Source organism: Pseudomonas palmensis (genome assembly GCF_017848315.1).
In the GTDB taxonomy this organism is placed as follows: domain Bacteria; phylum Pseudomonadota; class Gammaproteobacteria; order Pseudomonadales; family Pseudomonadaceae; genus Aquipseudomonas; species Aquipseudomonas palmensis.
In genome coordinates this window covers 14,404-40,052 of sequence record NZ_JAFKEC010000027.1, presented here as the reverse complement: position 1 = coordinate 40,052, position 25,649 = coordinate 14,404, and the positions used below count along the sequence as shown (strand labels likewise).

Below are 25,649 nucleotides of genomic sequence, written 5' to 3'. Positions count from 1 at the left end.
AAGGCTGGCTCCTGCAGGTGCTGCGATACCTGTAGGAGCCGGCCTTGCCGGCGAAAGGCTCAACTAATTTTCGCGGCCTGCCGCTTCCCGGGCAACGGCGCAAACAGCGCATCAATGTCTTCATCCGCCAGCTTCCAGTCCCCCGCCTGACGCCCCTCCAGCAAGCCTGCAGCCAGCGCTGCCTTCTCCTGTTGCAACTTCTGGATCTTCTCTTCCACCGTGCCCCGTGTAATCAGCTTGTAGACGAACACCGGCTTGTCCTGGCCGATGCGGTAGGCGCGGTCGGTGGCCTGGTTTTCGGTGGCCGGGTTCCACCACGGGTCATAGTGGATCACCGTGTCGGCCGCGGTGAGGTTGAGGCCGGTGCCGCCCGCTTTGAGGCTGATCAGAAACAGTGGCGTCTGCAGGCTCTGGAACTGCTGCACCGGGGTGCGCCGGTCGCGGGTTTCACCGGTCAGCAGGCTGTAGCGGACGCCACGCTTGTGCAGCTCCTGCTCGATCAGTTCGAGCATCGAGGTGAACTGCGAGAACAGCAGGATGCGTCGCCCTTCGCTGAGCAGTTCGTCGAGCATCTGCATCAGGCTGCCCAGCTTGCCCTTGTCCGAATGGGTGGTTCTTGGCGCAATGCTTTTGACCAGGCGCAGATCGCAGCACACCTGACGCAGCTTGAGCAACGCATCCAGAATCACGATCTGGCTGCGTGCCGCGCCGTTGCGGGTGATTTCCTCGCGGACCTTCCTGTCCATCGCCACCCGCACCGTTTCGTAGGTGTCGCGCTGCGCGTCGCTCAGCTCCACCCAATGCACGATCTCGGTCTTGGCCGGCAGTTCGCGGGCCACCTGTTCCTTGGTGCGGCGCAGCAGGAATGGCTTGATGCGCGCGGCAAGATGCGCCATGCGCTCGACGTCGCCATGGCGTTCGACAGGGGTGCGGTAATCGCGGCTGAAGGCCTTGCTGTCGCCCAGCCAGCCGGGTAGCAGGAAGTGGAAGATCGACCACAGTTCGCCCAGGTTGTTTTCCATCGGTGTGCCGGTCAGGCACAGGCGCTGGTTGGCCTGGATCTCGCGCGCCGCTTCGGCGGCCTTGCTGTTGGCGTTCTTGATGTTCTGCGCTTCATCCAGAATCAGCAGGTGCCAGGGCTGCGCGGTGAAGTGAGCCAGGTCGCGGGGCAGCAGGGCGTAGGTGGTCAGTACCAGGTCGTACTGGTCAAGGTCGGCGAAGTGTCGGGTGCGGCCGGGGCCATGCAGGGCCAGCACGCGCAGCTGCGGGGTGAAGTGCTGCGCTTCGTCGAGCCAGTTGGGGATCAGGCTGGTCGGCATCACGGCCAGGGCAGGGCGCTGCAGGCGCCCCGCGTTCTTTTCGGTGAGCAGGTGCGCCAGGGTCTGCAGGGTCTTGCCCAGGCCCATGTCGTCGCCCAGGATCCCGCCGACCTCCAGTTCGCGCAGGGTCTGCAACCAGTTCAGGCCTTCGAGCTGGTAGGGTCGCAGCGTGGCGTTCAGGCCCTCGGGGGCGGCGATGTCGGTACGCCTGGACTCGCGCAGGCGGCGGGCAAAGTCGCGTACCCGGTCGCCGCCGCGCCAGGTCAGCGCCATGTCGTCGATGCTGCTCAGGCGCGCGGCATCCGGCGCTGCCAGGCGCAGCGAAGGCCCGCTGTCATTGCCCAGGTACAGCTCGCCCAGGGTGGCCATCAGCGGCTTGATGCGTGCGTAGGGCAAGGCCACGCGCAGCGCCGGGCTGTCATGGCGGGCGCGGTTCAGGTCGATCAGCAGGTGCTCGTCGTCGCTGCGCCGGGCCAGTTCGCTGGGGCGCAGCAGTTCGGGGTTGCTGCGCAGCAGGTGCAGCACGATCGGCAGCAGGCTGTGGCGCTGGCCGTTGACCACGATGCCCAGCTCCAGGTCGAACCATTCGCGCCCCGGCGCTTCCTCGACATCGGCGTACCAGTCGTCGATGTCATGCAGGTTGAAGGCGAAGTCGGGCCTCACTTCCACCTCCCAGCCGGCTGCACGCAGGGTATCGATGCCGGTGCGGGCGAACTGCAGCCAGGCCTGGTCGTCGGCCATCTGCAGCATTTCGCCGGCGCTGTCGGGCAATGCCTTGCTCTGGCGCGTGGCAACGCTGAAGCCCATTTTCTTCAAGGTCTGGCGCAGCGCCTTTTCGGCGTCTGGCTGACGCTGGATACGCTGGCGGACGTTGCCGTCGATACGGATGACTTCGCTGCTGCTCTTGTCGCTGGTGCGCTGCCCGTCATAGGTGAACGCCAGTGCCGCACGGTGTTGCAACTGGCGCTGCATCTTGCCGGTCTTGGGCATGTAGGCGGTGAATTCGTAGCTGCCCAGGGTGAGGTGCGCAACAGCCGGCACATTTTCGATGACCTGGTTCTGGTAGGTCGCCGTGGCTGGAGGCGGCGGAAAGTCGTTGGCCGTCAGCCGCTCCGTCAGGGTGTACAGCGCCGCTGCGCAATGCTTGCAGTTCTGGCGGACAGGGCAGCTGCAGGTGGCGATCAGGAGGGGGTGAACGTCGCCTTCGATCAGCAGGGTCTGACGGTAGAGGTTGCCGCCGGACCCGTGGCACAGGGTTGTCGCGCCCTTGTCGTCAACCGAAACGAGCCTGACGCGCTTGTTGTCTGCATAGTCAAGCCCTCGGGTGAGGGTCTTGGGGCCGAATTGTTCGCGCCAGAGCTTGCTCTTGAGCGCGCGCTGCAGTGTGGTCGACATGGCTCTACTGTTCCATCATCTCCGCTTCAGCAGGAGAGGTGGTGCGTGTGCCGGCGGCGATCACTTTGAACAGGACCGCCAGGTGCCCGCCATCGAGGAAGGTCAGTTCGTTGTTCTTCACCGTGCTGTTGACCTGCCTGAGCTGTTCGCTCTGGATCACGCTGCCATTGCCATCGAGCTGGTTGACCCAGAAGTTGGCCTGCACTTCGATGAAACGGCCCTGCCTGAGGCTGACATTGCCTTCGACCGGGAAGTGGCCGAACTGCTCCTGGCCCTCGCTGATGGCAACCCGCGACGGTTCGCTGCCTACCTGCTGCTGCCAGGCCTTGTGCAGCAGCACGGTGTAGTTGCTGTCGGCGGCCAGCTTTTCGGCCTGTGCGGTCAGCACCGGCTTGCGCACGTCGTAGTCGCTGGGGGCCTTGGCGCCCTGGCGCCAGTCTTCCGGGGCGAACTGGCTGGTGATCGCGGGCACCGCATTCTGGCGCAGCAGGAACATCTCGACCTGGTACTGGCTGTCGGCAAAGGCGGCCGGCGCAATCAGCGCCAGCAGCAGGGTCAAGCTACGAATTGCACGCATGGATCATCCTTCAAGCAGGTTTCGGGGCGAGTCGTTCGAACAGCGCCTCCACTGTAGTAAAGCGTTCATCGGCGCGTTCCATGGGCACCATGAACTTGAACATCGTCGCGCCTTCGAACTTGTAGCGCTTGGGCTGGCCCTGGATCAGCTTGATCAGCACCAGCGGGTCGACCGGGGTCTCGGCCTCGAATTCCACCCGTCCGCCTTGCGGGCCGGCGTCGACCTTCTTGATGCCCAGCTTCTCGGCCTGCAGCTTGAGCAGGGTCAGGCGCACCAGGTTCTTGGTCGGCTCGGGCAGCAGCCCGAAACGGTCGATCATCTCCACCTGCAGATCCTTCAGGCCATCTTCGTCCACCGCCGAGGCGATGCGCTTGTACAGGATCAGGCGCGCATGCACGTCGGGCAGGTAGTCCTCGGGGATCAGTGCCGGTACGCGCAGGTTGATCTCCGGGCCGCCGCCCAGGGGCTGGTCGAGGTTGGGCTGGGTGCCCTTGCGAATCGCCTTGACGGCGCGTTCGAGCATTTCCATGTAGAGGGTGAAGCCCACCGCCTGGATCTGCCCGCTCTGGCCTTCGCCCAGCAGTTCGCCGGCGCCGCGGATCTCCAGGTCGTTGGTGGCCAGCACGAAGCCTGCGCCCAGGTCCTGGGTATTGGCGATGGCCTCCAGGCGCTTTTCGGCGTCGGGGGTGATCTGCTGGCGTGGGGGCGTCAGCAGGTAGGCATAGGCCTGGTGGTGGCTGCGCCCCACGCGGCCGCGCAACTGGTGCAACTGGGCCAGGCCGAACTTGTCGGCACGCTCGATGATGATGGTGTTGGCGCTGGGCACGTCGATGCCAGTTTCGATGATGGTCGAGGCGATCAGCACGTTGAAGCGCTTGTGGTAGAAGTCGCTCATCACCTGTTCGAGTTCGCGTTCGCGCATCTGCCCGTGGCCGATACCGATGCGCGCCTCGGGTACCAGCTCGGCGAGGTCGGCGGCGCACTTCTCGATGCTCTTCACGTCGTTGTGCAGGTAGTACACCTGGCCGCCACGCAGCAGTTCGCGCAGCAGCGCCTCCTTGATGGTGCTCTTGTTCTGCTCCATCACGAAGGTGCGCACCGACAGCCGGCGTGCCGGCGGGGTGGCGATGATCGACAGATCGCGCATGCCCGCCACCGCCATGTTCAGCGTGCGCGGGATCGGCGTGGCGGTCAGGGTCAGGATGTCGACTTCGCTGCGCAGCGCCTTGAGCTGCTCTTTCTGGCGCACGCCGAACCGGTGTTCCTCGTCGATGATGACCAGGCCCAGGTCCTTGAACTTGACGTCGTCCTGCAGCAGCTTGTGGGTGCCGATGACGATGTCGATCTTGCCTTCGGCAAGGTCCGCCACGGCGGCACCGACTTCCTTGGCCGACTTGAAGCGGCTCATCACTTCGACTGTTACCGGCCAGTCGGCAAAGCGGTCGCGGAAGCTGTTGTAGTGCTGCTGGGCGAGCAGGGTGGTGGGCACCAGGATCGCGACCTGGCGCCCGCCGTGCACGGCGATGAAGGCGGCACGCATGGCCACTTCGGTCTTGCCGAAGCCGACATCGCCGCACACCAGGCGGTCCATCGGCTTGGCGGCGAGCATGTCCTCGCGTACCGCTTCGATGGCCGACTGCTGGTCCGGGGTTTCCTCGAACGGGAAGCCGGCACTGAAGGTGGCGTAGTCTACCGACGGGTCGGCAAACGCATAGCCCTTGCGCGCGGCGCGCCGGGCATAGATGTCGAGCAGCTCGGCAGCCACGTCGCGCACTTGTTCGGCTGCCTTGCGCTTGGCCTTCTGCCAGGTCTCGGAGCCCAGACGGTGCAGCGGTGCCAGCGCATCGTCGCTGCCGGTGTAGCGCGCGATCAGGTGCAGGTTGGCCACCGGCACGTACAGCTTGGCGCCTTCGGCGTATTCAAGGGTGAGAAACTCGGCGGCCTGGCCGTCGATCTCCAGTGTCGCCAGGCCCAGGTAGCGGCCCACGCCATGGTCGATATGCACCACCGGGGCGCCTTCGCGCAGCTCGGTAAGGTTCTTGATCACCGCGTCGTTGTTGACGTCGCTGCGCTTTTCGCGGCGCCGACGCTGCATCACGCGCTGGCCGAACAGCGGGCTCTCGGCAACCAGAGCCAGGGCCGGATCGTCCAGCAGCAGGCCGTCGTCCAGTGGTGCGATGGTGATTGCCAGGCGCTGCTTGCTGGCGACGAACTCGTGCCAGCCATCGACGGTTTGCGGGCGCAGTTTCAGGCGTTCGAGCAGTTCCAGCAGCACTTCGCGGCGCCCGGCCGATTCGGCGGTGAACAGCACGCGGCCGGGGAATTGCTCGAGAAACCCCGACAGCGCCGCCAGGGGCTGGTTGGCCTTGGCTTCGATGGCGAGGTTGGGCAGCGTCTGCGCGGCAAAGCGCTCGCGGCCGGGGCCGGCGTCGATGTCGTCCTGGCTGACCACCACCCGTGGCCAGCCCTTGAGCCGGGCGAAGCAGTCTTCCACCGGCATGAACAGCTCGGCAGGCGGCAGCAGAGGGCGGTTAGGGTCGATGCGCCGCTCTTCATAGCGGTTGCGTACATCGCTCCAGAAGTGCTCGGCGGCCTGTTCCACACCGGGCAGTGAGAACACCTGGGTGTTTTCCGGCAGGTAGTCGAACAGGGTCGAGGTTTCTTCGAAAAACAGCGGCAGGTAGTACTCGATGCCGGCCGGCACGATACCGCTGCTCAGGTCCTGGAAGATCGGGCTGCGGCGAAAATCCACGTCGAAGCGCTCGCGAAAGCGCGCTTTGAAGCGGGTGACTTCGTCTTTTTGCAGCGGGAACTCGCGGGCCGGCAGCAGGCGTACCGAGTCGACCTTGTCGATCGAGCGCTGGCTCTCCGGGTCGAAGGTGCGCAGGGTCTCGATCTCGTCATCGAACAGGTCGATGCGGTACGGCAGCTTGCTGCCCATCGGGAACAGGTCGATCAGGGCACCGCGCACGGCGAACTCGCCATGCTCGTACACGGTGTCGACGCAGCGGTAGCCGCTGGCCTCCAGGCGCGTGCGCATCTGTTCCACATCCAGCTTCTGGCCGATGTCCAGCACCAGGCTGCTGCCCAGCAGAAAGCGCGTGGGCGCCAGGCGGTGCAGTGCGGTGGTGATCGGCACCACGAGGATGCCGTGGTCCAGCTCCGGCAACCGGTACAGGCTGGCGATCCGCTGCGAAATGATGTCCTGGTGCGGCGAGAACAGGTCGTAGGGCAGGGTTTCCCAGTCGGGGAACGGCAGCACGGCCAGTTCCGGGGCGAAGAAACGCAGCTCCTGCTCCAGCCGGTCGGCGCTCTGGCTGTCGGCGGTCAGCAGCAGGGTGAAGCGCTTCGCGGCGCTGGCGGCCTCGGCGATGGCCAGGCTCAGGGCGGCACCGGGCAGGTTGCCCCAGGTGTGTTTGCCGGCACTGGCCGGCAGGTGAGGTAGACGCAGAACAGGCACGGGAGGTCGAGCTCCAAGCGTTGCGACAAAACGCCGATTGTACCGGGCGCGGGGCATTGCTGTCAGGTTTCAGCCGCCTGAATGTGGGGCCCGGATCATGCCGTGCGGCGCCGGCGACAGGCGCTCATTGCTCGAAGCGACGCGGGGCGTCATAATGTAGCCCCTTTTTTCTGTCCCTACATGTGGAAGGTTCCCGTGACTCAGAAGCCCGACCAGTGTCTTGGTGAGTGGATCGATCGTGAAGCGCTTGCAGAAGCGATGATCCCGCTTATCGGTCAGCTCTACCGCAATAACAATGTGGTGAGCTCGATCTATGGCCGTAGCCTGATCAACCGTTCGGTGATCGCGATCCTCAAAGCCCACCGCTTTGCCCGTCATCGCCAGACCGACGAAACCGAACTGTCTGTCCACGAGACATTCCCGCTGCTCAAGGCCATGAGCGAGCTCAAGCTGGGCGCCGCTTCGGTCGACCTGGGCAAGCTGGCCAACAAGTTCAAGCAAGAAGGCAACGGCCGCAGCGCCGAGCAGTTCGTGCGTGAAGAAATGGCCGACGTGGTTGGCCAGCAGAACGCCTCCGCACGCAAGGGCACCGACGTGGTCCTGTACGGCTTCGGTCGTATCGGCCGTCTGCTGGCGCGTATCCTGATCGAGAAGACCGGTGGTGGCGACGGCCTGCGCCTGCGTGCCATCGTGGTACGCAAGGGCGCCGAGAACGACCTGATCAAGCGTGCCAGCCTGCTGCGTCGTGACTCGGTGCACGGTCCGTTCGATGGCACCATCACCATCGACGAAGAAAACAACACCATCACCGCCAACGGCAACCTGATCCAGGTTATCTACGCGAAGAACCCGAGCGAAGTCGACTATACCCAGTACGGTATCGAGAACGCCCTGGTGGTCGACAACACCGGCGTCTGGCGCGATGCCGACGGCCTGGGCCAGCACCTGGCCTGCCCGGGTGCCGCACGCGTTATCCTCACCGCACCGGGCAAGGGCGCGCTGAAGAACATCGTGCACGGTATCAACCACGCCGACATCAGCCCTGACGACAAGATCATCTCGGCGGCTTCCTGCACCACCAACGCCATCGTGCCGGTGCTCAAGGCAGTCAACGACAAGTTCGGCATCGTCAACGGTCACGTCGAAACCGTTCACTCGTACACCAACGACCAGAACCTGATCGACAACTTCCACAAGGGCAGCCGCCGTGGTCGTTCCGCTGCGCTGAACATGGTCATCACCGAGACCGGCGCCGCCACTGCCGCCGCCAAGGCGCTGCCAGTGCTCAAGGGCAAGCTGACCGGTAACGCGATCCGCGTTCCGACGCCGAACGTCTCGATGGCGATCCTGAACCTGAACCTGGAAAAGGCCACCAGCCGCGACGAGATCAACGAGTACCTGCGCCAGATGGCCATGCACTCGGACCTGCACAAGCAGATCGACTTCGTCAGCTCGCAGGAAGTGGTTTCCAGCGACTTCGTCGGCTCGCGTCACGCCGGTGTGGTCGATGCCGAGGCCACCATCTGCAACGACAACCGCGTTGTACTGTACGTTTGGTACGACAACGAGTTCGGTTACAGCTGCCAGGTAGTGCGCGTGATGGAAGACATGGCCGGGGTCAACCCGCCAGCGTTCCCACGCTAAGCATTACGTTGCGTTGAAAGAACGGGAGCCTGCGGGTTCCCGTTTTTTTTGGCTTCAGAAAAGGAGGCGTCGTGTGAAAAAGGGATGGGCTGCGCTGCCTGCCCTGGTGGCATTGCTGGTCGGTTGCGAGCACAGGGATTCGATCGAGCGCATCAGTGGCCCGACCATGGGCAGCAGCTACACCGTGCAGTACGTGCGCAAGGCCGGCGGCCCGACGCCTGGGCAGGTGCAGCAGGAGGTCGAGGCGATCCTGCAGGGCATCGACCAGCGCTTCTCCACCTACCGCAGCGATTCACTGGTGGGGCAGTTCAACCAGTTGCCCGCCAACCGCTGCCAGGCGATGCCGGCCGACGTGCTGCAGCTTGTGCGGGTAGGTGAGCAGCTCTCGCGCCAGAGTGACGGTGCCTTCGATCTCACGGTGGAGCCGCTGCTCGACCTGTGGGGCTTCGGGCCCCAGGCGCGTGAAGAGAAGGTGCCCGATGCCCGGCGGCTGGCGCAGGTGCGCGAGCGGGTGGGGTATACCCACTTGCGTATCGAAGGCCAGCAACTGTGCAAGGACGCTGGCGTCGAGGTCGACTTCAACAGCATCGCCGCCGGGCATGCGGTCGACCTGATCGTGGCACGTATGCAAGCCCTGGGGGTCGAAAGCTTTCTGGTGGAGGCTACCGGTGAGCTCAAGGCAATGGGGCGCAAGCCCGATGGCAGTGCCTGGCGCATTGCACTCGAACTGCCGCGCGACGATCTGCAGATAGCCCAGCAGGTGTTGCCGCTGGAGGGGTACGGGGTGTCCACGTCGGGTGACTACCGCAATTATTTCGAGGAGAATGGCCAACGTTATTCGCATACCTTCGATGCGCGCCTGGGCACCCCGGTGGCCCATGCGTTGGCGGCGGTGACGGTGCTGGCGCCCACTGCGCTGATGGCTGACGGGTACTCGACCCTGTTGCTGATCCTGGGCCCGGAGCAGGGTTGGCGCTTCGCGCTCGAGCATCGGATTGCGGCAGTGTTCGTGAATCGGGTCGAGGGTGGGTTCGTTTCCCGGGCCACGCCAGCATTCAACAGCATTGCGGGGAAATGAAAGGCTTCGCCAGCAAGGCGGCCTACATGTAGTGCAGAGAAAAATAGCCTACGACGCGACCAAGGGTTAATGTGCGCGGCGTTCAAGCTTGATTAGACTGCACCCGAATTTTTGCATGGCGCCGATGGCGGCATGATGTAGCCCCGGAGGTCAATCTGGCGTCCGGGCCTGTTCTGAAGGAGTACGCATGGCTGTCTACAACTACGACGTAGTGGTGCTGGGTTCCGGCCCGGCAGGAGAAGGGGCGGCAATGAACGCCGCCAAAGCAGGACGCAAGGTAGCGATGGTCGATAGCCGTCGCCAGGTCGGCGGTAACTGCACCCATCTGGGCACCATCCCGTCCAAGGCCCTGCGTCACTCGGTGCGCCAGATCATGCAGTTCAACACCAACCCGATGTTCCGGGCCATCGGTGAGCCGCGCTGGTTCTCCTTCCCCGACGTGCTCAAAAGCGCCGAGAAGGTCATCTCCAAGCAGGTCGCCTCGCGCACTGGCTACTACGCCCGCAACCGCGTTGACGTGTTCTTCGGCACCGGCAGCTTCGCCGACGAGCAGACCATCGAAGTGGTCTGCGCCAACGGTGTGGTCGAGAAGCTGGTAGCCAAGCACATCATCATCGCCACCGGCTCGCGCCCGTATCGCCCGGCCGATATCGATTTCCATCACCCGCGCATCTACGATAGCGATACCATCCTGAGCCTGGGCCACACCCCGCGCAAACTGATCGTGTACGGCGCCGGCGTCATCGGCTGCGAGTACGCCTCGATCTTCAGCGGCCTGGGCGTGCTGGTGGAACTGGTGGACAACCGCGGCCAGCTGCTGAGCTTCCTGGACTCGGAAATCTCCCAGGCCCTGAGCTATCACTTCAGCAACAACAACATCACCGTGCGCCACAACGAAGAGTACGAGCGCGTCGAAGGCCTGGACAACGGTGTGATCCTGCACCTGAAGTCGGGCAAGAAGATCAAGGCCGACGCCTTGCTGTGGTGCAACGGGCGTACCGGCAACACCGACCGCCTGGGCCTGGAAAACATCGGCGTGAAGGTCAACAGCCGTGGCCAGATCGAAGTGGACGAGGCCTACCGCACCTGCGTGCCGAACATCTATGGTGCCGGTGACGTGATCGGCTGGCCAAGCCTGGCCAGTGCCGCCCACGACCAGGGCCGCTCGGCCGCCGGCAGCATCGTCGACAATGGCAGCTGGCGCTTCGTCAACGACGTGCCGACCGGCATCTACACCATTCCGGAGATCAGCTCGATCGGCAAGAACGAGCAGGAGCTGACCCAGGCCAAGGTGCCGTACGAAGTGGGCAAGGCGTTCTTCAAGGGCATGGCCCGGGCGCAGATCGCCGGCGAGCCGCAAGGCATGCTCAAGATCCTGTTCCACCGCGAGACGCTGCAGATTCTCGGCGTGCACTGCTTCGGCTACCAGGCCTCGGAGATCGTGCACATCGGTCAGGCGATCATGGGCCAGCCGGGCGAGCAGAACACGCTGAAGTACTTCGTCAACACCACCTTCAACTACCCGACCATGGCCGAAGCCTATCGGGTTGCCGCCTACGACGGTCTCAACCGGCTTTTTTGAGCGGCTCCGGCCGGTGGCCTGAGCCGGCCGGGGAGACCGATTTCAGCGATTCTCGAGGGTGGCGCTGGCCAAACCGGGAAAGTCTGTAATCAGGCTGTCTACGCCGAAGTCGGCGAGTCGGAGCATCAGCGCCGGCTCGTTGACTGTCCACACCGACACATGCAACCCCTGACGCTGGGCCTTGGCCAGGCGCTCGGGGGTGCAGTGCGTCCAGTTCAGCGCCAGCAGTTCGCAACCGTAGTTCTGCGCGACCTTCAACGGGTCGAGCCAGGTGTATTCCGCGACCAGCCCGCGGGACACGTCCGGGGTCAGCTCCAGGGCGGCGCCCAGCACCTCCCGCGAGCTTGAGGTGATGGTGACCTTGTCCAGCAGGCCGAAGCGCTGGGCCATTTCGCGAATCGCCAGCACCGTGGTGGCAGCGCGGGTGCGCGAGGCACTCTTGACCTCCAGCTGCCAGTGGTCGAAATCACATTTCTCGAACAGCTCTTCCAGGCGTGGAATCGGGCAGGGGTTCACCCAGCCCGGGCCGCCCTTGCGCGCATCGTAGGTCACCAGGTCGGCGGCGCTGTGCTCCACCACCTTGCCGCCACGGCCGGTGGTGCGCTTGAGGCTGGGGTCATGAATGACCATCAGCTCGTTGTCGGAGGACAGGTGCAGGTCCAGCTCGCAACGGCGAACGCCGTGGCTCAGGCATTGCTGGAAACTGGTCAGGGTATTCTCGGGGGCTTCGCCCTTGGCGCCGCGGTGGCCGTAAATCAGGGTCACGTTCGTTCCTTCAAGCAAGACGGAAAATCAGGAGGCAGGCGGGGTGTTCTGTTCCAGTGCCTGGCGGCGTTGCAGTGCCTGTTTCTGCAGGATATAGCGCGCCAGCAACTGGCGTTGGGCGTCGGTCATCTCGACGAATTCGGCGCCGATGTCGAACAGGCCATCAGCGGCCTTGTCGCAGTGGGTCACCTTGGCCCGCAGCAGCAGGCCCAGAGCCTGGGGCATCAGCACCATCTTCACCGAGACGCGGCTGCCGGCGGTGATGGCCTGGGCCTGGTGCACCTCGACGCCACCTTCGGAGAGAGTCACCGGGCGCGCCTCGCCGATCTGCCCCAGCAGGGTTTGCGCAACCACGGCGCTGAGCAGGTCGATGCGTTTGTTCTGGGCCTTGAGAAAAGCTGCCAGGGTGCGGTCCTTGTCACTGAGCTGGCGCAGCAGGTGCTGGGACTCGAACTCGCTCAGGTGCAGTTCGCTGAGCAGGTTGAAGAGTGGTGAAGCATCTTGCAACAACTCGCCGCCCAAGGCCTCGGCGGCGCTCAGAGGGGTAATTTCCAGTGCGATCCTGTCCTCGATACGGTAGTATTCGCGGCGATCTTCTTCATCTAATGTCGACATGGCGAACCCATGGTAGCGGCGGTGGTCTGAGTGTAAAGCTGCTATTCAAGCCCCGCCACAAGGACGTTCCTCTTTCCTCCGAACAAGCCCCGACATGTTCAGACCTCTTTTCGTATTTATCGGTACGCGTTACACCCGTGCCAAACGTCGCAATCACTTCGTCTCGTTCATTTCGCTGACCTCGATGATCGGCCTCGCCCTGGGCGTGGTGGTGATGATCGTGGTGCTGTCGGTGATGAATGGCTTCGATCATGAAATGCGTACCCGCGTATTGGGCATGGTGCCCCATGCCACCCTCGAGACCGGACAGCCGATCAGCGACTGGCCAGCCCTTGCCGATACAGTAAAGCAGAACCCGGCGGTGCTGGCGGTGGCGCCGTTCACCCAGATGCAGGGCCTGCTGACCCATGACGGCAAGGTACAGAAGGTGCTGCTCAACGGTATTGACCCGGCGCAAGAGCGCAAGGTGTCGATCATCGACGACTTCGTGCGCGAGGGTAAGCTCGACGCGCTGGCGCCGGGCAGCTTCGGCATCATGATCGGCGACAAGGCCGCAGCCAAGCTGGGCGTGGGCATCGGCGACAAGCTGACCTTCGTCGCCCCCGAGGTTACCGTGACCCCGGCCGGCATGTTCCCGCGCATGAAGCGCTTCACCGTGGTCGGCATCTTCCACGTGGGCGCCGGCGAGATCGACGGCTACCTGGGCCTGACCAACCTGTCGGACCTGTCGCGCCTGCACCGCTGGAAGGCCGACCAGGTGCAGGGCCTGCGCCTGAAGTTCGACGACCTGTTCCAGGCACCCCGCGAAGCCTGGAACATCGCCCAGAAGCTGGGCGAGCACGAGTTCTACGCCCGTGACTGGACCCGCAGCCACGGCAACCTGTACCAGGCCATCCGCATGGAAAAAGCCATGATCGGCCTGCTGTTGCTGCTGATTGTCGCGGTGGCGGCGTTCAACATCATTTCCACCCTGGTGATGGTGGTCAATGACAAGAAGGGCGACATCGCCATCTTGCGCACGCTGGGCTCCACGCCGGGTCAGATCATGGCCATCTTCATGGTGCAGGGCACCGTGATCGGCGTGGTCGGCACCCTGATCGGCGCCGTGGTCGGCATCGCCGCCGCGCTCAACGTGAGTGCAGCGATTGCCGGCCTCGAGCGGTTGATGGGGCACAAGTTCCTCAACGCCGACGTGTACTTCATCGACTACCTGCCGTCCCAGGTCATGGCCGAAGACGTGTGGATGGTCTGCGGTGCGGCGCTGGTCCTGAGTTTCCTCGCCACCCTGTATCCGGCCTGGCGTGCGGCGCGCACCCAGCCTGCGGAGGCGCTACGTTATGAGTGAGTTGGGCATGAGTGATAAAGCAGTGCTGAGTTGCCGCAACCTGGGCAAATCCTACGAGGAAGGCCCGGAGTCGGTGCAAGTGTTGTCGGGCCTGCAGCTGGAGCTGCACCCGGGTGAGCGCGTGGCGATCGTCGGCAGTTCGGGGTCGGGCAAGAGTACCTTGCTCAACCTGCTGGGTGGCCTCGATACCCCGACCCAGGGCAGCGTATGGCTGGCCGGTGAAGAACTGTCGGCGCTGGGCGAGCGTGCACGTGGCCTGCTGCGCAACCGCGCACTGGGCTTCGTCTACCAGTTCCACCACCTGCTGCCGGAGTTCACCGCGCTGGAGAACGTGTGCATGCCGCTGCTGATCGGCCGCACGCCGATCCCCGAGGCGCGCGAACGTGCCGAGGCGCTGCTCACGCGTGTCGGCCTGGGCCATCGCCTGACGCACAAGCCATCCGAGCTGTCCGGCGGCGAGCGTCAGCGCGTGGCGATTGCCCGGGCGCTGGTCAACCGGCCCGGGCTGGTGATGCTCGACGAGCCTACCGGCAACCTCGACCACCACACCGCACAGGGCATCCAGGACCTGATGCAGGAGCTGAGCAGCTCCTCGCAGACCGCGTTCCTGGTGGTGACCCACGACCTCAACCTGGCGCGGCAGATGGACCGTGTGCTGCGCCTGGAAGACGGGCGTCTGGTTTCGATCTGACCTGGCAGTACAGGTGGCCCGCCGTGCATGGCGGGCCCCTTGTCTCTTTTCTTTACCTGGGTGCTTCAGTTCATGTTCAGACCCTTGTCAATTTTCATCGGTGCGCGTTACACCCGTGCCAAGCGCCGCAACCACTTCATCTCGTTCATCTCGATGACCTCGATGATCGGCCTGTCCCTGGGCGTGCTGGCGATGATCGTGGTGCTGTCGGTGATGAACGGCTTCCAGCGTGAAATGAGTGCGCGGATCCTGGGCATCGTGCCGCATGCCGCCGTGCTGGGCGCCCAGCCGCTGGACAACTGGCAGGCGGTGGCCGATGCCGCGTTGAAGAACCCCGAAGTGCTGGCCGCTGCGCCGCTGACCGAGATGGAAGGCATGCTCTCCTACAAGGGCGCGATGCAGCCGATCCAGATCAGCGGCATCGACCCTGCGCAGGAAGGCAAGGTCTCGATCGTGGCCGACCACATCGTTCAGGGCCGGCTCGACGACCTAAAGCCGGGCGAGTTCGGCGTGGTGGTAGGCGAGATGACGGCGCGTCGGTTTGGCCTCAGGGTCGGTGACAAGCTGACCCTGATCGTGCCCGAGGTGAGCACCGCGCCCGGCGGCATCACCCCGCGCATGCAGCGCCTCAACGTGGTCGGCGTGTTCAAGGTGGGCGCCGAGCTGGATGGCTCCATGGGCCTGATCCACATGGCCGATGCGGCGAGCATGCAGCGCTGGGCGCCGAACCAGGTGCAGGGCGTGCGGCTCAAGGTCAAGGACCTGTATGCCGCGCCGCAGGTGTCCAGGGCGATAGTGGGCGAACTGGGCGAGCAGTACCGTGCCGATGACTGGACCCACACCCAGGGCAGCCTGTTCAGTGCCATGAAGATGGAAAAGACCATGATCGGCCTGCTGCTGATGATGATCATTGCGGTGGCGGCGTTCAACATCATCGCCACCCTGATCATGGTGGTGAACGACAAGGGCGCGGACATCGCCATCCTGCGTACCATCGGCGCGACGCCGGCGCAGATAATGGGTACGTTCATGGTGCAGGGCAGCCTGATCGGTGTGGTGGGCACCTTGATCGGTGGTGTGCTCGGTGTGATCGCGGCGCTCAATGTGAGCCAGATCGTCGGCTGGCTGGAGCGGGTCAGCGGGCAGCATATCTTTACCTCGGACGTGTACTTCATCAGTACGCTGCCATCGGAACTGCAATGGGGCGATGTGGCGCTGATCTGCACGGCGGGGTTGGTGATGAGCTTTCTGGCCACCCTGTATCCGGCGTGGCGTGCTTCGCAGGTCGAGCCGGCGTACGCCTTGCGGTACGAGTGATGCCACCGCTCTTGTAGGAGCCGGCGTTGCCGGCGAAGCGGACACACTGCCTGGCCATGTTCAGGCATGCCGCATGCGCCGATTCGCCGGCAACGCCGGCTCCTACAGGGCTGCGTTGTGTTCCGGCAAGTCGATCAGGAACCGCGTCCACCCCTGCGCCGATTCGGCACTGATCACCCCACCGTGCGCCTGCACGATCGAACGGGTGATCGCCAGCCCCAGCCCCGCATGTTCGCTGCTGCCTTCCCGGCGTGCCGGGTCGGCCCGGTAGAACCGGTCGAACAGCCGCGGCAATAGCGCTGCATCGATCGGCGCCCCGCGATTGGCCACCACCAGGCGAACCCTGCCATCACCCTGCGCAATCTCGACCCGTATCTCGCCCTGTGCCGGGGTAAAGCGCAGCGCGTTGTCCAGCAGGTTGGACAGGGCCCGTCGCAGCATGTTGCGGTCTCCCGTCAGCTCGGCCAGCCCTTCGCGGCTCAGGCTGATCTGTGCATCCTCGGCCAATGGCGCGTAGTACTCGATCAAGGCATCGGCCTCCTGGTCCAGCGCCAGGGGCTCGCGATTGGGCATCAGCAGGCCGTGGTCGGCCTTGGCCAGGTACAGCATGTCGTTGACCAGTTGCGCCATCCATTGCAGTTCCTCGAGGTTGCCGTGCAATGCCTCGCGATACTCCTCCAGGCTGCGCGGGCGGGTGAGGGTGACCTGGGTGTGGGTCAGCAGGTTGGACAGCGGCGTGCGCAGCTCGTGGGCAATGTCGGCCGAGAAGGCCGACAGGCGCTGGAAGGCATCGTCCAGACGTTCGAGCATGGCATTCATGGTGCCGGCCAGTTGCGCCAGCTCTGGCGGCATCTGGGCCTGGGGCAGGCGTGTGGTCAGCGAGCGTGCCGAAACGCCGGCTGCCACCTCGCCCATCCGGCGCAGCGGACGCAAGCCACGGCGCACGGCCCAGGCACCGAGCAGCGCGGTGGCCAGCGCCGAAAGGCCCATCGTCAGCCAGATCAGGCGCTGCATGCGTTGCAGAAAGTGCTGGTGGTGGGTGATATCCAGAAACAGGGTGAGCCGGCTGCCGCCTTCAAGCACCACGCACAGGCTGCGAAAATCCATGCCCTCGCTGCGCAGGGTGCTCAGGCCCGGTGTGTCGGGTGCGTCAGGCAGGCCGGGGCGGCTGGCAAACCACTGCGCCCCGTCGCTGCCACGAATGCGCAGTGCAAGGTCGGCCTGGTGGCTCAGCTCGCCGCGCAGCAGCGGTAGCCGCGCTGCCAGGCTCGGGCGGTCGTGCACGCCAACGAGCGCCTGGCGCAGTACCGACAGGCGACTGTCGAGCAACTGCTGATCGAGCTCGATGAAGTGCGCCTCGCTGGCCCGGCTGAACAGGAGCCCCGCCGTCAGTGACACCGCCGCCGTGCAGGCGGCGAACAACAGCGCCAGGCGTGCGCCCAGGGACAATCTGCGCATCACGCCGGGCGCTCCTCGAGCACGTAGCCCATGCCGCGCACGGTGTGGATCAGCTTGTTGTCGTGGCCATCGTCGACCTTCAGGCGCAGGCGCCGGATCGCCACTTCGATCACGTTGGTGTCGCTGTCGAAGTTCATGTCCCACACCTGCGAGGCGATCAGCGATTTGGGCAGCACCTCGCCCTGGCGGCGCAGCAGCAGTTCGAGCAGGGCGAACTCCTTGGCGGTGAGGTCGATGCGTGCCCCGGCACGCTCCACCCGGCGGCGAATCAGGTCCAGGCGCAGGTCGGCCAGGTTCAGGGTGGTTTCCTGGGGCGGGCTGGCGCCGCGGCGCAGCAGGGTGCGGACCCGCGCCAGCAGTTCGGAGAACGCAAAGGGTTTGATCAGGTAGTCGTCGGCGCCCAGTTCCAGGCCATGCACGCGGTCTTCTACCGCATCGCGGGCCGTGAGGAACAGCACCGGGGTGTCGAAGCCGGCCTCGCGCACGGCTTGCAGAATCTGCCAGCCGTCACGCCCAGGGAGCATCACGTCGAGAATCAGCAGGTCGTAGTCGCCGCTCAGGGCCAGGTGCTGACCGGTATCGCCGTCGGTGGCCAGTTCGGTGCTGAAGCCGGCTTCGTTGAGGCCCTGGCGCAGGTAGAGGCCGGTCTTGGGCTGGTCTTCGACGATCAACAGTTTCATGGGCTTCTCGGCAGCGTTGGGGGCTGGGTTTATACCCTGTGGCAGGGTGCGCGGGGCAAAGCTGACAAAGTTGTAATGTTTTCGTCAGGTGGTTGCCAGCGGCAGTTTTCTACAGTGCGGGGCATGAGCTTGCACATGATAGAGGATGCACGATGAAACGCTTGATGATCGCGAGCGCCCTGGCGCTGTGGAGCCTGCCGCTGCTGGCGGCACCCGGGCACGAGTACGCCTTCGGCAAGCCGGCTGCGGCGGCGCAGGCCACGCGCACGGTGGAGGTCGTGATGGGCGACATGTACTTCGAGCCGCGCGCGCTGCAGGTCAAGGCCGGCGAAACGGTGCGTTTCGTGCTGGTGAACAACGGCCAGGTGCCCCACGAGTTCAACCTGGGGGATGCGGCCATGCACGCCCGGCACCAGCAGGAGATGCTCGCCATGCAGGGGCAGATGGATCATTCGGCAATGGGACATGGCGGCATGAATCATGGCGGTGATGATCATGGTGCGATGGGTAGCGGCGGCATGCAGCATGACGACCCGAACATGGTGATGGTGGCGCCGGGCAAGCGCGCCGAACTGACCTGGACCTTCAGCCAGAGCACGCCGATCGAGTTCGCCTGCAACGTGCCGGGGCATTACCAGGCCGGCATGGTGGGCAAGCTGACTATCGCCAAATGACCAATGCAGCGCGCAAACCCGATAAACTAGACCAATTTCGTCCTTCAGGTTTGAGCCATGCATCCCGCCGCCGAACATTCGCCACTGGGCAAGTCCAGTGAATACATCAGCACCTACACGCCGTCGCTGCTGTTCGCCATCCCGCGTGCAGCCAAATGGGCCGAGCTTGGGGTCACCGCGCAAACGTTGCCGTGGTCGGGTGTGGATTACTGGAACTGCTTCGAGCTGTCCTGGCTGCTGCCTTCGGGCAAGCCGGTGGTGGCCATCGGCGAGTTCGCCATCCCGGCCGATTCGCCGGCCATCATCGAGTCCAAGTCGTTCAAGCTGTACCTGAACTCGCTGAACCAGACCGAGTTCGCCTCGGCGCAGGCGGTGCAGGCCTGTCTGGTCAAGGACCTGTCTGCGGCAGCCGGCAAGCCGGTAGGGGTGCGTATCCGCAGCCTGGCCGAGGTTCAGCGCGAGGGTGTGATGGCGCTGCCGGGCACCTGCATCGATGACCTGGAGGTCAGCATCAGCAACTACGAGCAGCCGCAACCGGAGCTGCTGCGCTGCGATGCCGAGCGTGTGGTGGAAGAGACCCTGCACAGCCATCTGCTCAAATCCAACTGCCCGGTGACCGGGCAGCCGGACTGGGGCAGCGTGACCGTCCATTACCGTGGCGCGGCGCTGGACCATGCCAGCCTGCTGACCTACCTGATCAGCTTCCGTCAGCATGCCGACTTCCACGAGCAATGCGTGGAACGTATCTACCTGGACCTCAAGCGCCTGCTCAACCCTGAGACCCTCACGGTGTATGCGCGCTACGTGCGCCGGGGCGGGCTGGACATCAACCCGTACCGCAGCACCGGACCGGTCACCCTGAAGAACCTGCGCCTGGTTCGCCAGTAACGAAAAAGCCCCGTCCAGTGTGACGGGGCTTTCGTTTTTGCCGCGGGGTTCAGATGCCCATGCTTTGCAGGCTCTGAACGATGTTGCGCAGGGTGGCGGTCAGGCCCGGGTGCTCGACTTCGAAACGTTCGACGGCGAGGTTGACGCCGTCGACCAGGTTGTTGTCCGGGGTTACGGCCTCCAGTTCGATTTTTGCTTGGATCTGCGCCATCAGTTCGTGCAGCTCGACACGCTCCTGTTCCGAGAGCGGTGGGTTTTGCTCCAGTTGCTCGCGCAGGGCGTCGAGTTGCGCTTGAAGTTCGCGGGCAGGCATGGGTGTTCTCCCTCTATGAATAGGCTCAGACATGGACCCCGCGCGCGGGCGAAAGGTCCGTGCCTCGCTGTTCAGGTTAATCCACCCGGCGCCGCTTTGCATGACCCTGATCAATGTGCCTGTATCAGGGTTTTTCGCCCTTGAGGCGGCGCAGGCCGATATCGGCCAGGCAATCGGCCAGTTGTTCCAGCTGGTCGATCACCGAATGCACCCCCAGCCCGAACAGGTGAACGGTAGCCTTGCCTCGCTTGAGTTCGCGCTCGCGTTCCTCCAGTGCCTGCCAGGTAGCCTCGTCCAGCCCGCACAGCGAGCCGCACGAGGCCAGGCCCACGGTCCACAGCCCGGCGTTGAGCCCGGCCTGCAGCAGGCGCGGCTCGCCGCTGACCAGCACGCAGCCATCGAGCCGGTCGGCCTTGAGCTGCATCAGGGCGTGCCAGCAGGCATCCGGCGCGGGCCAGGGCGCGTGGCCGGTGGTATCCGGTCGGCGCACCCAGGCGGGCAGCGCCTGGCTCAGGTGCTGGCCCAGGGCAGCCGGCAGTTCGTCGAGCCAGGCACAGGGCACGCCGTGTTCCCGCAGCCAGTGCAGGGCGGGCAGGGCGCCTGGTGTAGGCCTGGCCGGTGCGTTGCCGGGCGCCTGGCATCGTGCGCCGAAGTCGACCAGGCAGCCGCGCAGGCCGAACAGCACGGCGGTGAAGGCGGGGGAATGGGGCATGGCAACGTCCCTGAAATAACCAGCAAGGCTAACGTCGGGGTGTGACCGTGGCGTGACGCTTTGATGACCTTCAGGCGGCTTTCACAAAATATCGACGCAGGTTGGAGGAAGCTGCCTAATCTGCCAGAGAGGCTTTATACTTGTTTCCTTTTGGCTGTCGACGGCCTGATGCCGGCGCAGTGCAATGTTTGCCTAGGAGAAATTTTATGCGTGGGATCGGTGCTGGCGTGATCGATCGTATGACCCGTGCCTGTGTCTGCGCGAGCCTGCTGCTGGCGCCGGTACTGGCCCAGGCGGCGACCGAGGAAGACCCGTGGGAGAGCATCAACCGGCCGATCTTCCGGTTCAACGACACGATCGATACCTACGCGCTCAAGCCGCTGGCCCAGGGCTACCAGTGGGTGACGCCGCAGTTTCTCGAGGACGGCATCCACAACATGTTCCGCAACCTCGGTGACGTGACCAACCTTGCCAACAACGTGTTGCAGCTCAAGCCCCACGCAGCCGGCGTGGATACCGCGCGGTTGATCGTCAACACCACCTTCGGCCTGGCCGGCTTCTTCGATGTGGGTACCAAGATGGGCCTGCAGCGCAGCGACGAGGACTTCGGCCAGACCCTCGGCTACTGGGGTGTAGGCAGTGGCCCGTACGTGATGCTGCCGCTGCTTGGGCCGAGCACCGTGCGCGATGCGATCGCCAAGTACCCGGACACCTACACCGAACCCTACCGCTACATGGACCATGTGCCCACCCGCAATACCGCAATCGCGGTGGACGTGGTGGACACCCGTGCCAGCCTGCTGTCGGCCGAGAAGATGATCCGTGGCGACAAGTACAGCTTCATCCGCAACGCCTACCTGCAGAACCGCGAGTTCAAGGTCAAGGACGGGGATGTAAAAGACGATTTCTGATCGTGATGCATGAAAAAGGCGGCCATGGCCGCCTTTTTCATGCCTGCTGTTCAGCTCATCGCAAGGATCTTGAGGCCCAGCTTCTGCTGGCCCTGGGGCTGATCGGCAATCCACACCACTTGCGTTGTGGCGTGCAGGCCCTTGAGTGAAGGGTGGTCCGAATCGATGCTGACGCTGAGGTTGTCTCCAACCTGAAAGGTTTTCGCTGCCTGTACCTGCATGCCGCTGCTCGAGAGGTCCAGGCACACCGCCGCAATCACTTGTTCGGCATGTATCAGGGTAACGTCGGTATCTACCCGCATCCTGATGAAATCACGCTTCTCGCTATAGTCGGCGTGGTTCTGGCTCATGCCTGCATCCTTCCATTGGGTTGCGATAGAAGGGGTTTTTATAACTCCCGGTGATTTGTGCTGTAAAGAGCACAGGCGACCATCGGTGCATGCTTGAAACCCCCGGCGGATGGGAGTACCGTCTGCGCCTTACAGGGCACCTCTGACATTTGCCGGGCAGGCCTTTTGTCCTACACCTGAAATGCAAGAGTGGCTAGAAGTGAATCCAGTAAGCGGGCCTCGTTTTGCCTGGCCGCCTACCCCAACCTATTTCTGGCGCCGTTTGCCCACATGCAGAAAAACAGTGCAACGCTGCTGATAATCGATGATGACGATGTAGTGCGTGCGAGCCTCGCCGCCTACCTGGAAGACAGCGGCTTCAGCGTCCTGCAGGCAAGCAACGGCCAGCAGGGTCTCCAGGTCTTCGAGCAGGAACAGCCTGATCTGGTGATCTGCGATCTGCGCATGCCGCAAATGGGCGGCCTGGAGCTGATTCGCCAGGTTACCGAGCGTGCCCCCGACCTGCCGGTGATCGTGGTGTCGGGCGCGGGCGTGATGAACGATGCCGTCGAAGCGTTGCGCCTGGGTGCTGCCGACTACCTGATCAAGCCCCTGGAAGACCTGGCAGTGCTGGAGCACTCGGTTCGCCGGGCGTTGGATCGGGCGCATCTGGTACTGGAAAACCAGCGTTACCGCGACAAGCTCGAAACCGCCAACCGTGAGCTGGAGGCCAGCCTGCACCTGCTGCAGGAAGACCAGACTGCCGGGCGCCAGGTGCAGATGAACATGCTGCCGGAGAACCCGTGGAAGGCCGGAGACCTGCGTTTCGAACACCAGATCATTCCGTCTCTGTACCTGTCTGGCGATTTCACCGATTACTTTCGTGTCGACGAGCGACGCGTGGCGTTCTACCTGGCCGACGTGTCCGGCCATGGTGCCTCCTCGGCGTTCGTGACTGTGCTGCTCAAGTTCATGACCACGCGCCTGCTGTTCGAATTCAAGCGCGCCGGCACCTTGCCCGAGTTCAAGCCGTCCGAGGTGCTCGGGCATATCAACCGCGGCCTGATCAATTGCAGGTTGGGCAAGCACGTGACCATGGTGGGCGGCGTGATCGACGAGCACACCGGCCTGATGACCTACAGCATCGGCGGCCATCTGCCGTTGCCGGTGCTGTACACCCCGGACGACACCCGGTACCTCGAAGGGCGCGGCCTGCCGGTGGGGCTGTTCGACGAGGCCACCTACCAGGATCACGTTCTGGAGTTGCCGCCGCAGTTCAGCCTCACATTGCTGTCTGATGGCATTCTGGACCTTTTGCCTGGCGACACACTCAAAGATAAGGAGGCTGCCTTGCCTGAAATCATCAAGGCAGCAGGTGGCAGCCTGGATGGGCTGCGCCAACGATTCGAATTGGCTACGCTTGGGGAGATGCCGGATGATATCGCCCTAATGGTGTTGAGCAGGAACCTTCAATGAGTACTGGAAGAATCCAGTTTGCCGAGCAGAATGGCACCTTTGTTCTGAAGTTCGTCGGTGAAGTGCGTCTGACCCTGTGTTCGGCGCTGGATGCAACGATTGAAAAGATCTTCACGGCGCTGAATTTCTCGGCGATCGTCATCGATCTTACCGAAACCAACAGTATCGACAGCACCACTCTGGGCCTGCTGGCCAAGTTGTCGATCCTGTCGCGGCAGAAGGTCGGCCTGCTGCCCACGGTGGTGACTACCCATGCCGATATCACCCGGCTTCTGCAGTCGATGGGCTTCGATCAGGTGTTCAACATCGTCGATCGTCCAATCCCGTGCCCTGAGTGCCTGACCGATCTGCCGTCCCAGGACCAGAACGAAGAGGTAGTGCGCGCCAAGGTGTTGGAAGCGCACAAGATCCTCATGGGCCTGAACGACTCCAACCGCGAAGCCTTCCACGACCTGGTCAACGCCCTGGAGCGGACCTGATCGATCCTGGCGCCCTGTAGCGGGCGCCGAACTCACCTTTTCATTCAGCCTCGCGGGGAAACTCCGTGGGCGGCGCGCCGTTGGCGTTGAGCTGGAAGATGCGCTCGGGCTGCCCCTGCGCGTTGAAGAACACCTGGCCCAGCCCGGCGCTGTTCCACAGGCGCTCGCCGGCCTTGCTGTGCGCGGGTGTACGCGGCACCACCTGCATCAGGCGGCGCTTGGTGAACCAGTTCAACGGTGATCGTGGGGCGTAGAGCCAGCGATTGAGTCGGTCGAACACATCGAGCAGCCGGCGCGGGAATTCGTTCTTGATGCCGCTGCTGGTGATCTGCCACAGGTGCGGGGCGCCGCGTTTGTGACGAATCATTACCTCGTAAACGAAGGAATAGTGCACGTCGCCCGAGAGGATCACGTAATGCCCTGGCGTGCGCGAGTGACGGAAGATATTCAGGATCACCTGCGCCGCTCCCCGGTGCGCCATCCAGTTCTCGGCGTCCACCAGCAGCGGATAGCCGCACCAGCTGAACACACGCTGGATGGTTTCGATCAGCTTCACGCCAAACAGCGGGGCGGGGGAGACGATGATGGCCGAGGGGTGGTCCAGCAAGGCCTGCTGTAGTTCGCACAGCGCTTCCCAGTCCAGCAGCCCGGAGGGCTTTTGCAGCTTGCTCTCGCTGCGCCAGCGACGTGTGCGGGTATCGAGTACCAGCAGCGCAGGCTGGGTGGGCAGCACGAAGTGCCATTCCTGAAAGCGCAGCAGCTGTTTGATCAGGCCATCTTGTGCAGCGCGGTCGAAATAGCCGTCGTCATCGGCGCTGTGGCTCAGGGCCTGGCAGCTTTGCAGCAGCTCGCCAAACACGTCCGGGTTGTTGCCCCAGCCCTGGCAGAGCATGTAGCCGATCAGCGCGTTGCCGATGATGCGCCGCGAGAAGGCGTGCCCGTAGGCGGTTTCTTCCCATTGGGCCGAGAGGTTCCAGTCGTCGGTGATGTCGTGGTCATCGAAGATCATCAGGCTGGGCAGGTGCGCCAGTACCCGCGCCACGCCATCCAGCCCTTCGACGAAGCCCTTCAGGCAGTGCTGTTCGCGCTGGTAGCGGGCCTGGCGCTGGGTGGTCAGGCCTGATGGCATGGGGGTGTCGACCAAGGTCCAGGGCACAGGCGACCAGACCAGCAGGTACATGGCCATGATCTCGGCCAGGGTTACCAGGTGGTTGTCGGCGTTGCTGCTGGTGAAGATGGGTTTGCGCGTGCCGCCGAAAAAGCGCTCGCGCAGGGTTTCGTTGCTCTCCAGGGCTGGCAGCAGGTCAGCACGGTGATAGTAGCTGGCCGGGTGGCGGTACAGCTCGGCGCTGTTCTCCACCACGGCGCCTTCCAGGTGCTCGTGGTACAGGCTCAGCCGTTCGATCAGCCCGTGGATGGCCCGCAGCATGGGGCCGGCGACATCGTCGGCGTACACCTGGTCGCCGCTCATCATCAGCAGCGCCGGGCGCTCGGCGGGTGCGTGGGGCGCGGCCAGCAGGCGGTCGGCGCACAACAGGCCATCGGCGGCGGGGTGGTGCGGCTTGCGGCACGAGCCATGCAACAACTGGTCGAGGCGCTCGCGTATCACGAAGTTGGGCAGGCGGGCGCCTTCATACAGCAGGTGTGGGGCCCAGGTGGCGATGCCCTGGCCGCCGATCAGCACGTCGTAGTCGATCTGCACGTCGGTGGGCAGTGGGGTGTGCAGCTGGATATCGAGCAGGTGCACGAAGGCGTGCTGGCCGATGGGGATGACCTGACAGCTCAGGGTGTATTCGGTGGAGTGTTGCAGGTGCAGTTCGGGCTGCAACGGCTGTGAGCCGACCAGCCACAGGACCATGCGCGCAGGCTCCAGGCGGCGCAGCAACGGGCCGGCCAGTACCAGGGGCAGCGGGGTGTTTTCGGGCATTGATTACTCGAAGA

The 25,649-nt window shown here is 64.1% G+C and carries 22 protein-coding genes; 11 read left to right on the top strand and 11 right to left on the bottom strand.

What is annotated here, in order from left to right; genetic code table 11:
• Nucleotides 1-59: 59 nt before the first annotated feature.
• The 3 genes from JZZ72_RS15590 to mfd are packed head-to-tail and all read right to left on the bottom strand — an operon-like array spanning nucleotide 60 to nucleotide 6,751.
• Nucleotides 60-2,714 (bottom strand): DEAD/DEAH box helicase, encoded by a 2,655-nt coding sequence (locus JZZ72_RS15590; RefSeq protein WP_054916189.1) that lies wholly within the window; start codon nucleotides 2,712-2,714, stop codon nucleotides 60-62.
• A 4-nt stretch (nucleotides 2,715-2,718) separates the two neighbouring features.
• Entirely contained in the window at nucleotides 2,719-3,291 is a 573-nt protein-coding gene (locus JZZ72_RS15585) for a CsiV family protein (protein WP_043864559.1), read from the bottom strand.
• A gap of 10 nt (nucleotides 3,292-3,301) precedes the next feature.
• Nucleotides 3,302-6,751 (bottom strand): transcription-repair coupling factor, encoded by a 3,450-nt coding sequence (gene mfd, locus JZZ72_RS15580; RefSeq protein WP_043864558.1) that lies wholly within the window; start codon nucleotides 6,749-6,751, stop codon nucleotides 3,302-3,304.
• A 180-nt stretch (nucleotides 6,752-6,931) separates the two neighbouring features.
• On the opposite strand from mfd, the gene JZZ72_RS15575 reads away from it, so the two are divergent.
• The 3 genes from JZZ72_RS15575 (at nucleotide 6,932) to sthA (ending at nucleotide 11,055) form a co-directional block, all read left to right on the top strand.
• A complete protein-coding gene (locus tag JZZ72_RS15575; protein ID WP_043864557.1) occupies nucleotides 6,932-8,395 on the top strand; it encodes a glyceraldehyde-3-phosphate dehydrogenase in 1,464 nt (487 codons plus the stop codon).
• A gap of 166 nt (nucleotides 8,396-8,561) precedes the next feature.
• Nucleotides 8,562-9,473: an FAD:protein FMN transferase gene (locus tag JZZ72_RS15570; protein WP_100633411.1), complete on the top strand. Its 912-nt coding sequence runs from the start codon at nucleotides 8,562-8,564 to the stop codon at nucleotides 9,471-9,473.
• 187 nt (nucleotides 9,474-9,660) lie between these two features.
• Nucleotides 9,661-11,055, top strand: coding sequence for a Si-specific NAD(P)(+) transhydrogenase (gene sthA / locus JZZ72_RS15565; RefSeq protein WP_043864555.1), 1,395 nt, complete (start codon nucleotides 9,661-9,663; stop codon nucleotides 11,053-11,055).
• A gap of 42 nt (nucleotides 11,056-11,097) precedes the next feature.
• Here sthA and JZZ72_RS15560 read toward each other — a convergent pair whose 3' ends face one another.
• Both JZZ72_RS15560 and JZZ72_RS15555 read right to left on the bottom strand, forming a co-directional pair.
• Complete coding sequence (locus JZZ72_RS15560; RefSeq protein ID WP_043864554.1) at nucleotides 11,098-11,820, bottom strand: glycerophosphodiester phosphodiesterase; 723 nt, start codon at nucleotides 11,818-11,820, stop codon at nucleotides 11,098-11,100.
• Between the two features lie 27 nt (nucleotides 11,821-11,847).
• The gene (locus JZZ72_RS15555; RefSeq protein WP_043864553.1) at nucleotides 11,848-12,435 is read right to left on the bottom strand and encodes a PilZ domain-containing protein; all 588 of its coding nucleotides are present in this window, start codon (nucleotides 12,433-12,435) and stop codon (nucleotides 11,848-11,850) included.
• Nucleotides 12,436-12,529: 94 nt separating this feature from the next.
• Here JZZ72_RS15555 and JZZ72_RS15550 point away from each other — a divergent pair, with 94 nt between their 5' ends.
• The 3 genes from JZZ72_RS15550 to JZZ72_RS15540 all read left to right on the top strand — a co-directional run bounded on the left by JZZ72_RS15550 (nucleotide 12,530) and on the right by JZZ72_RS15540 (nucleotide 15,788).
• Complete coding sequence (locus JZZ72_RS15550; protein WP_054916186.1) at nucleotides 12,530-13,780, top strand: lipoprotein-releasing ABC transporter permease subunit; 1,251 nt, start codon at nucleotides 12,530-12,532, stop codon at nucleotides 13,778-13,780.
• Between the two features lie 7 nt (nucleotides 13,781-13,787).
• The gene (lolD, locus tag JZZ72_RS15545) at nucleotides 13,788-14,471 is read left to right on the top strand and encodes a lipoprotein-releasing ABC transporter ATP-binding protein LolD (protein WP_173925058.1); all 684 of its coding nucleotides are present in this window, start codon (nucleotides 13,788-13,790) and stop codon (nucleotides 14,469-14,471) included.
• A gap of 72 nt (nucleotides 14,472-14,543) precedes the next feature.
• The gene (locus JZZ72_RS15540) at nucleotides 14,544-15,788 is read left to right on the top strand and encodes a lipoprotein-releasing ABC transporter permease subunit (protein WP_210014679.1); all 1,245 of its coding nucleotides are present in this window, start codon (nucleotides 14,544-14,546) and stop codon (nucleotides 15,786-15,788) included.
• A gap of 102 nt (nucleotides 15,789-15,890) precedes the next feature.
• Here the strand turns inward: JZZ72_RS15540 and JZZ72_RS15535 are convergent, their stop codons facing one another.
• Both JZZ72_RS15535 and JZZ72_RS15530 read right to left on the bottom strand, forming a co-directional pair.
• Nucleotides 15,891-17,249, bottom strand: a complete 1,359-nt coding sequence (locus JZZ72_RS15535) for a heavy metal sensor histidine kinase (RefSeq protein ID WP_078479607.1) — start codon at nucleotides 17,247-17,249, stop codon at nucleotides 15,891-15,893.
• The gene (locus JZZ72_RS15530) at nucleotides 17,246-17,926 is read right to left on the bottom strand and encodes a heavy metal response regulator transcription factor (protein ID WP_043864549.1); all 681 of its coding nucleotides are present in this window, start codon (nucleotides 17,924-17,926) and stop codon (nucleotides 17,246-17,248) included. The genes JZZ72_RS15535 and JZZ72_RS15530 overlap by 4 nt, the downstream gene beginning before the upstream one ends.
• Nucleotides 17,927-18,078: 152 nt before the next feature.
• Here JZZ72_RS15530 and JZZ72_RS15525 point away from each other — a divergent pair, with 152 nt between their 5' ends.
• Nucleotides 18,079-18,600: a cupredoxin domain-containing protein gene (locus JZZ72_RS15525; RefSeq protein ID WP_043864548.1), complete on the top strand. Its 522-nt coding sequence runs from the start codon at nucleotides 18,079-18,081 to the stop codon at nucleotides 18,598-18,600.
• A 57-nt stretch (nucleotides 18,601-18,657) separates the two neighbouring features.
• Nucleotides 18,658-19,488, top strand: coding sequence for an NADPH-dependent 7-cyano-7-deazaguanine reductase QueF (queF, locus tag JZZ72_RS15520; protein WP_100633167.1), 831 nt, complete (start codon nucleotides 18,658-18,660; stop codon nucleotides 19,486-19,488).
• A 49-nt stretch (nucleotides 19,489-19,537) separates the two neighbouring features.
• On the opposite strand, the gene JZZ72_RS15515 is transcribed toward queF, so the two are convergent.
• Both JZZ72_RS15515 and JZZ72_RS15510 read right to left on the bottom strand, forming a co-directional pair.
• A complete protein-coding gene (locus JZZ72_RS15515; RefSeq protein ID WP_043864546.1) occupies nucleotides 19,538-19,801 on the bottom strand; it encodes a DUF4404 family protein in 264 nt (87 codons plus the stop codon).
• Nucleotides 19,802-19,925: 124 nt separating this feature from the next.
• On the bottom strand, nucleotides 19,926-20,513 hold the full coding sequence (locus JZZ72_RS15510; protein ID WP_054916180.1) for a hypothetical protein: 588 nt from the start codon (nucleotides 20,511-20,513) through the stop codon (nucleotides 19,926-19,928).
• A gap of 206 nt (nucleotides 20,514-20,719) precedes the next feature.
• Between JZZ72_RS15510 and JZZ72_RS15505 the strand changes: the two genes are divergently transcribed.
• Complete coding sequence (locus JZZ72_RS15505) at nucleotides 20,720-21,424, top strand: MlaA family lipoprotein (protein ID WP_043864544.1); 705 nt, start codon at nucleotides 20,720-20,722, stop codon at nucleotides 21,422-21,424.
• A gap of 50 nt (nucleotides 21,425-21,474) precedes the next feature.
• Here the strand turns inward: JZZ72_RS15505 and JZZ72_RS15500 are convergent, their stop codons facing one another.
• The gene (locus JZZ72_RS15500) at nucleotides 21,475-21,774 is read right to left on the bottom strand and encodes a PilZ domain-containing protein (protein ID WP_043864543.1); all 300 of its coding nucleotides are present in this window, start codon (nucleotides 21,772-21,774) and stop codon (nucleotides 21,475-21,477) included.
• Between the two features lie 270 nt (nucleotides 21,775-22,044).
• Between JZZ72_RS15500 and rssB the strand changes: the two genes are divergently transcribed.
• Both rssB and rssC read left to right on the top strand, forming a co-directional pair.
• On the top strand, nucleotides 22,045-23,229 hold the full coding sequence (gene rssB, locus JZZ72_RS15495) for a two-component system response regulator RssB (protein ID WP_043864542.1): 1,185 nt from the start codon (nucleotides 22,045-22,047) through the stop codon (nucleotides 23,227-23,229).
• A complete protein-coding gene (gene rssC, locus JZZ72_RS15490) occupies nucleotides 23,226-23,708 on the top strand; it encodes an anti-sigma factor antagonist RssC (RefSeq protein WP_043864541.1) in 483 nt (160 codons plus the stop codon). Before rssB ends, rssC begins: the two co-directional genes overlap by 4 nt.
• A 40-nt stretch (nucleotides 23,709-23,748) precedes the next feature.
• Here rssC and JZZ72_RS15485 read toward each other — a convergent pair whose 3' ends face one another.
• Nucleotides 23,749-25,635: an alkaline phosphatase D family protein gene (locus JZZ72_RS15485; protein ID WP_210014678.1), complete on the bottom strand. Its 1,887-nt coding sequence runs from the start codon at nucleotides 25,633-25,635 to the stop codon at nucleotides 23,749-23,751.
• Between the last annotated feature and the right edge of the window lie 14 nt (nucleotides 25,636-25,649).

Bases quoted from the DNA above. Each gene is read 5' to 3' on its own strand.
- JZZ72_RS15590 (WP_054916189.1), bottom strand. From the start codon at position 2,714: ATGTCGACCACACTGCAGCGCGCGCTCAAGAGCAAGCTCTGGCGCGAA.
- JZZ72_RS15585 (WP_043864559.1), bottom strand. From the start codon at position 3,291: ATGCGTGCAATTCGTAGCTTGACCCTGCTGCTGGCGCTGATTGCGCCG.
- JZZ72_RS15575 (WP_043864557.1), top strand. From the start codon at position 6,932: ATGTGGAAGGTTCCCGTGACTCAGAAGCCCGACCAGTGTCTTGGTGAG.
- JZZ72_RS15570 (WP_100633411.1), top strand. From the start codon at position 8,562: ATGGGCAGCAGCTACACCGTGCAGTACGTGCGCAAGGCCGGCGGCCCG.
- sthA (WP_043864555.1), top strand. From the start codon at position 9,661: ATGGCTGTCTACAACTACGACGTAGTGGTGCTGGGTTCCGGCCCGGCA.
- JZZ72_RS15555 (WP_043864553.1), bottom strand. From the start codon at position 12,435: ATGTCGACATTAGATGAAGAAGATCGCCGCGAATACTACCGTATCGAG.
- JZZ72_RS15550 (WP_054916186.1), top strand. From the start codon at position 12,530: ATGTTCAGACCTCTTTTCGTATTTATCGGTACGCGTTACACCCGTGCC.
- lolD (WP_173925058.1), top strand. From the start codon at position 13,788: ATGAGTGATAAAGCAGTGCTGAGTTGCCGCAACCTGGGCAAATCCTAC.
- JZZ72_RS15540 (WP_210014679.1), top strand. From the start codon at position 14,544: ATGTTCAGACCCTTGTCAATTTTCATCGGTGCGCGTTACACCCGTGCC.
- JZZ72_RS15530 (WP_043864549.1), bottom strand. From the start codon at position 17,926: ATGAAACTGTTGATCGTCGAAGACCAGCCCAAGACCGGCCTCTACCTG.
- JZZ72_RS15525 (WP_043864548.1), top strand. From the start codon at position 18,079: ATGAAACGCTTGATGATCGCGAGCGCCCTGGCGCTGTGGAGCCTGCCG.
- queF (WP_100633167.1), top strand. From the start codon at position 18,658: ATGCATCCCGCCGCCGAACATTCGCCACTGGGCAAGTCCAGTGAATAC.
- JZZ72_RS15515 (WP_043864546.1), bottom strand. From the start codon at position 19,801: ATGCCTGCCCGCGAACTTCAAGCGCAACTCGACGCCCTGCGCGAGCAA.
- JZZ72_RS15510 (WP_054916180.1), bottom strand. From the start codon at position 20,513: ATGCCCCATTCCCCCGCCTTCACCGCCGTGCTGTTCGGCCTGCGCGGC.
- JZZ72_RS15505 (WP_043864544.1), top strand. From the start codon at position 20,720: ATGCGTGGGATCGGTGCTGGCGTGATCGATCGTATGACCCGTGCCTGT.
- JZZ72_RS15500 (WP_043864543.1), bottom strand. From the start codon at position 21,774: ATGAGCCAGAACCACGCCGACTATAGCGAGAAGCGTGATTTCATCAGG.
- rssB (WP_043864542.1), top strand. From the start codon at position 22,045: ATGCAGAAAAACAGTGCAACGCTGCTGATAATCGATGATGACGATGTA.
- rssC (WP_043864541.1), top strand. From the start codon at position 23,226: ATGAGTACTGGAAGAATCCAGTTTGCCGAGCAGAATGGCACCTTTGTT.
- JZZ72_RS15485 (WP_210014678.1), bottom strand. From the start codon at position 25,635: ATGCCCGAAAACACCCCGCTGCCCCTGGTACTGGCCGGCCCGTTGCTG.